The sequence below is a fragment of the uncultured Intestinimonas sp. genome (assembly GCF_944387725.1).
Lineage (GTDB): Bacteria > Bacillota > Clostridia > Oscillospirales > Oscillospiraceae > Intestinimonas.
The window spans coordinates 1-5,456 of the sequence record NZ_CALXGA010000095.1 but is presented as its reverse complement, the minus strand read 5'-3'; the positions used below and the strand labels follow the sequence as shown (position 1 = coordinate 5,456).

At 65.8% G+C, this 5,456-nt stretch carries 4 protein-coding genes and 1 tRNA gene; all 5 read left to right on the top strand.

Features of this window, described 5'->3' with window-relative positions:
- The first annotated feature begins 222 nt into the window (after positions 1–222).
- Positions 223–2,463: a DNA gyrase subunit A gene (locus Q0K09_RS10225; RefSeq protein WP_294475917.1), complete on the top strand. Its 2,241-nt coding sequence runs from the start codon at positions 223–225 to the stop codon at positions 2,461–2,463.
- A 104-nt stretch (positions 2,464–2,567) separates the two neighbouring features.
- Positions 2,568–3,428: a YitT family protein gene (locus tag Q0K09_RS10220; RefSeq protein WP_294475915.1), complete on the top strand. Its 861-nt coding sequence runs from the start codon at positions 2,568–2,570 to the stop codon at positions 3,426–3,428.
- A gap of 27 nt (positions 3,429–3,455) precedes the next feature.
- Entirely contained in the window at positions 3,456–4,043 is a 588-nt protein-coding gene (locus Q0K09_RS10215) for a lactate utilization protein (RefSeq protein WP_294475913.1), read from the top strand.
- The gene (locus Q0K09_RS10210) at positions 4,040–5,131 is read left to right on the top strand and encodes a hypothetical protein (protein WP_294475911.1); all 1,092 of its coding nucleotides are present in this window, start codon (positions 4,040–4,042) and stop codon (positions 5,129–5,131) included. Before Q0K09_RS10215 ends, Q0K09_RS10210 begins: the two co-directional genes overlap by 4 nt.
- Before the next feature lie 249 nt (positions 5,132–5,380).
- Positions 5,381–5,456, top strand: a tRNA-Gly gene (locus tag Q0K09_RS10205).

The window sequence follows — 5,456 nt, the reverse complement described above, 5'->3', positions numbered from 1 at the left end:
AATGGTATAAAACACAAACCACCAACGATTATATCCGACAGGTCAAGCAAGGCGTTTTGCCCCCGTTTCAAACACGCATATGGCAACGGGGCTATTATGACCATGTGATACGCAATGACACGGATCTAACAGAAATCCGGCGCTATATCTTAGAAAATCCTATACAGACACACCGAAACGCGAAATAACGCGATACAATCCTTACCCAAAGGACTGATACCAATGCCCAAGAAAAAATCCCCCCAGGAGGGGAAAAAGCGGGTGGACGACTCCAACGTCCTGGGCCTCCATGCCGAGGTGCTGGAGCAGCCCATCACCCAGACCCTGGAGCTCAACTACATGCCCTACGCCATGAGCGTCATCGTCTCCCGGGCCATCCCGGAGATCGACGGCTTCAAGCCCTCCCACCGGAAGCTCCTCTACACCATGTACCAGATGAAGCTCCTGGGGGGGCCCCGGACCAAGAGCGCCAACGTGGTGGGGGCCACCATGAAGTTAAACCCCCACGGCGACGCCGCCATCTACGACACCATGGTCCGCCTCTCCCGGGGCTACGGCGCCCTCCTCCACCCCCTGGTGGACTCCAAGGGCAACTTCGGCAAGGTCTACTCCCGGGACATGGCCTGGGCCGCCCCCCGGTACACCGAGGTGCGGCTGGACGCCATCTGCGCCGAGTTCTTCCGGGACATCGACCAGGACGCCGTGGACTTTGTGCCCAACTACGACGGCACCATGACCGAGCCCACCCTCCTGCCCACCACCTTCCCCAACGTGCTGGTCAGCGCCAACCAGGGCATCGCCGTTGGCATGGCCTCCAACCTGTGCGGCTTCAACCTGGGGGAGGTCTGTGACGCCGCCGCCGCCTATCTAAAGGATCCGGACTGCGACCTTCTCTCCCTCCTCAAGGCCCCCGACTTCCCCACCGGCGGGGAGCTGCTCTACGACCCGGCCGAGCTCTCCGCCATCTACGAAACCGGCCGGGGCTCCTTTAAGGTGCAGGCCAAGTGGCGCTATCTCAAGGGGGAAAACCTCATCGAGGTCTATGAAATCCCCTACTCCACCACCGTGGAGGCCATCATGGACAAGGTGGCCGAGCTGGTGAAGTCCGGCAAGGTCAAGGAGATCGCCGACATGCGGGACGAGACCGACCTGAACGGCCTCAAGCTCACCATCGATCTCAAGCGGGGCGCCGACCCGGACAAGCTCATGGCCCGGCTCTGCCGCATGACCCCCCTGCGGGACTCCTTCTCCTGCAACTTCAACATCCTCATCGCCGGGATGCCCAAGGTGCTGGGGGTGCGGCAGATTTTGGAGGAGTGGACGGCCTGGCGCATGGAGTCGGTCCGGCGGCGGACCTACTACCTCCTCCAGCGCCGGAGGGAGAAGCTTCACCTCCTCCAGGGCCTGAAGAAAATCCTCCTGGACATCGACCGGGCCATCCAGATCATAAGGGAGACCGAGGAGGACGCCGAGGTCATCCCCAACCTGATGATCGGCTTTGGCATCGACCAGGTCCAGGCCGAGTATGTGGCCGAGATCAAGCTGCGCAACATCAACAAGGAGTATATCCTCAAGCGGACCCAGGAGACGGAGGCCCTGGAAAAGGAGATCGCCGACCTCCAGGACCTGGTGGGCAGCCAGGCCCGGATCAAGGCCGTCATCCGGGAGGAGCTCGCCGCCGCCAGGAAGAAGTACGCCGTCCCCCGGCGGACCACCATTCTCTACGAGCTTCCGGAGGAGGCCCCGGCGGAGGCCGAGGCGGCGCCCGACTATCCCGTCCACCTCTTCCTCTCCAAGGAGGGCTACTTCAAGAAGATCACCCCCCAGTCCCTCCGCATGGCCTCGGAGCAGAAGTATAAGGAGGGTGACGGCCCCTATCTCCAGTGGGAGGGCGCCAACCGGGACGAGCTGCTGGTCTTTACCGACAAACAGCAGTGCTACAAGGCCTGGGTCAGCGACTTCGACGACGCCAAGGCCAGCGTGCTGGGGGACTATCTCCCCACCAGGCTGGGCTTCGACGAGGGGGAGAGCTTCCTGTGGGCCTGCGTGCCGGAGGACTACAGCGGCAGCCTGCTGTTCTTCTTTGCCAACGGCAAGGCGGCCCGGGTGGAGCTCTCCAGCTATCAGACCCAGACGAAACGAAAGCGCCTCACCGGGGCATACTGTGACAAGAGCCCCCTGGTGCGGGCCTTCCTCCTCCGGGAAGAGATGGAGATGGCGGTGTGGTCCACAGAGGGCCGGTGCCTCATTTTCCAGACCGCCGCTCTGGCCCCCAAGGCCACCCGGACCACCCAGGGGGTCAACGTCATGACCCTCAAGCCCAAGTATCAGGTGGAGGGGGCGGCCCCCCTGTCCGAGACCCCCATTCGGAACGCCGCCCGCTACCGGGCCAGGAGCCTCCCCGTGGCGGGGGCCCTCCTCAAGGAGGAGGACCGGGGGGAGGAGCAGATGAGCCTCCTGTAAGGAAGCTGGCTGCGGCGTCAGCCGCAGACTGAGGAGGTTCCCCTGTTCAGGGCTCCACCCTGGGGGGCCGGCGTCCCGCCGGACAAACAAAAGGAGGTCCTGAAATGCCCTCTTCCTCAGCCCGCAAGTGTATGTCCTACCTCTGGATCCTGCCCGCCTCGGCGGTGTACGCCCTGGGCTTCAACTGGTGCTTCGCCCCCAACCACATCGCCTTCGGCGGGCTCACCGGCGCGGCCCAGATCGTCAACCGCTTCCTGCCCCAGGCCCCGGTGGGTGCGGTGGTCATCCTGCTGAATATCCCCCTCTTCCTCCTGGGCTGGCGGCTCCTGGGGGGAAAGGCCCTGGCGGCCAGCCTGTACGCCATGCTCCTCTCCTCCGCCGCCATCGACCTGCTGGCCCGCCTCCACACCTTCCAGCCCATGGCCGACCCCCTGCTGGCCGCCCTCTACGGAGGCGTCCTCATGGGGGCCTCCCTGGGGGTCATCCTCCTCCAGGGAGCCACCACCGGGGGCACCGACCTGCTGGCCCGGCTGCTCCAGCTCCGGCTCTCCTGGCTGCCCATGGGAAAGCTGCTGCTGGGCATCGACCTGGCGGTGGTGGCCGCAGCGGCGGCCGCCTTCAGGGACCTGGACAGCGCCCTCTACGGGGCGGCGGCCCTCTATGTGTCCTCCCGGGTCATGGACCTGGTCCTCTACGGCCTGGACACCTCCAAGGTGGCCTGTATCATCAGCCAAAAGCACCAGGCCCTCTCCGCCCGGCTGACCCGGGAGCTGGAGCGGGGGGTCACCCTCCTGCAGGGCCGGGGGGCCTGGTCCGGCCAGGAGACCCAGGTTCTCCTGTGCGCCTTCAAGCAGCGGCAGATTGCCGCCCTCAAGCAGGCGGTCCGGGAGCTGGACTCGGACGCCTTCCTCATCGTCTGCGACGCCCGCGAGGTGGCCGGCCTGGGCTTCCGGGCCCGCACATAATCTATCTTCAAGGAAGGAGATTTCCACATGGCAGACTTGGAAAAGCTCAAACGGAATTTGGAGGCGCGGGGCTTTGCCGTCTCCTGCTTCGACACGGCGGAGGAGGCCGCCGCCTACTTAGACGCCGCCCTGGACCAGAAGACCGTCGGCATCGGCGGCTCGGTCACCGTCCAGGAGCTGGGCCTGGCGGAGCGGCTGGGAACGCACAACCAGGTTCTCTGGCACTGGACCGGCGGAACCAGTGAGGCCGCCGCCGGGGCCCAGGTGTACCTCTCCTCCGTCAACGGCGCCGCCGAGACCGGGGAGCTCATCAACATCGACGGCGCCGGCAACCGGGTGGCCTCCGGCCTCTTCGGCCACGAGAAGGTCTATTTTATCGTCGGACAGAACAAGGTGGCCCCGGACTACGACGCCGCCCTCTGGCGGGCCCGGAACATCGCCGCCCCCAAGAACGCCCAGCGCCTGGGGGTCCAGACCCCCTGCGCCGCCAAGGGAGACCGCTGCTACGACTGCAAGAGCCCCCAGCGCATCTGCCGGGCCCTAGTGGTCTACTGGGAAAAGCCCCGCAGCATGGACATGGAGGTGGTCCTGGTCCGCCAGGACCTGGGCTATTGAGGTCCCGGCGGACCTGTCTGGCGGTCCTGCTGGCCCTGGCGCTGACGGGCTGCTCGGCCATGCTGGAGCGGGAGTACCAGTCGGTGACCCCCCATGTCCGGGTCAGCGTGGCGGAGGATGACTCCGACGCGGTGTGGGTGGAGACCTACTCCGAGCTCCAGAGCGCCATTCTGGCCCAGGTGAAGGCCGGAGAGGAGGTGGGGGTGGTCCGCCTGCGGAACTGGCAGAGCGACGTGGAGGACGCCCTCACCCGGGCCTGCGACGAGGTCAGCCACGACGACCCCCTGGGGGCCTACGCTGTGGACCGCATCCAGCACGCCTACGTCCGCATGGTGACCTACTACGAGGCCGCCATCACCATCGACTACCGCCGCACCCCCCAGCAGATCGCCGCCGTGGCCACCGTCACCGGCAGCGGGGCCATTCGGGCGGAGCTGGTGGACGCCCTGAACGCCTTCGTCACCGAGACCGCCTTCCAGGTCAACTACTTCGACGCGTCTATGGACGCGGCCTACCTCCAGGCCATGGTCCGGGAGGCCTACTACGACCTGCCCACCGCCGCCCTGGGGATGCCGGAGGTCCAGGTGAACCTCTACCCCGACAGCGGCAGCCGCCGGGTGGTGGAGGTCCTCTTCACCTACCCCCGGGACCCGGAAACCCTCTCCGCCATGCGGGTGCGGCTGGAGGAGGCCGTTCTGGACCTGGCCGGGGCCCTGGACCCGGAGGCGGAGGACCTGCCCGCCGCCCTCTTCCGGGCCCTGCGGGGCCGGGCCCAGCTTGCCGGGGAGGGCCCCACCGCCTACGACGCCCTGGTGGAGGGCGCCGCCGACAGCGAGGGTATGGCCCTGGCCTACAAGGCCCTGTGCGATCAGATGGGCGTGGAGTGCCAGGTGGTGGAGGGAACCCTGGAGGGCGCACCCCGCTTCTGGACCATTACGGCCTGGGGGAGCGGTTACCGCCATGTGGACCCCGCCTGGGAGGGAGGCCTGCTGCTGGACGACGCCCAGATGGCCGCCGCCGGCTATCTCTGGGACGCCGTTGCCTACCCCGTCTGCGGCGAGATTACCCCGGAGGAGGCCCAGGGCTAGGGCTTGTTTGAAAATTGGCGATGTGTCCGGCAGCGAGGGATTTTGGGCCGCTGGCAAGCAATTTTGACCCAGGAATCCTGGCGGATTGCAAGGAAAAATTGCGCCGTCCAGGGGGCAAAAGACCCGCCGGTTGGGCATGTTGCCATGTTTCAAACAAGCCCTAACCGGCCCCCCAGCGGAATTTGCCGCGAAAAGAAAAATAGTTCTTGACAAAGAGGGACAGGCTGAGTATAATATTGCTTGTCTCTCGCAGGTGTAGCTCATCTGGTAGAGCGCCACCTTGCCAAGGTGGAGGTAGCGAGTTCGAGCCTCGTCACCTGCTCCA

Coding starts and splice junctions, on each gene's coding strand:
- Q0K09_RS10215 (WP_294475913.1), top strand. CDS start 3,456: ATGGCAGACTTGGAAAAGCTCAAACGGAATTTGGAGGCGCGGGGCTTT.
- Q0K09_RS10225 (WP_294475917.1), top strand. CDS start 223: ATGCCCAAGAAAAAATCCCCCCAGGAGGGGAAAAAGCGGGTGGACGAC.
- Q0K09_RS10220 (WP_294475915.1), top strand. CDS start 2,568: ATGCCCTCTTCCTCAGCCCGCAAGTGTATGTCCTACCTCTGGATCCTG.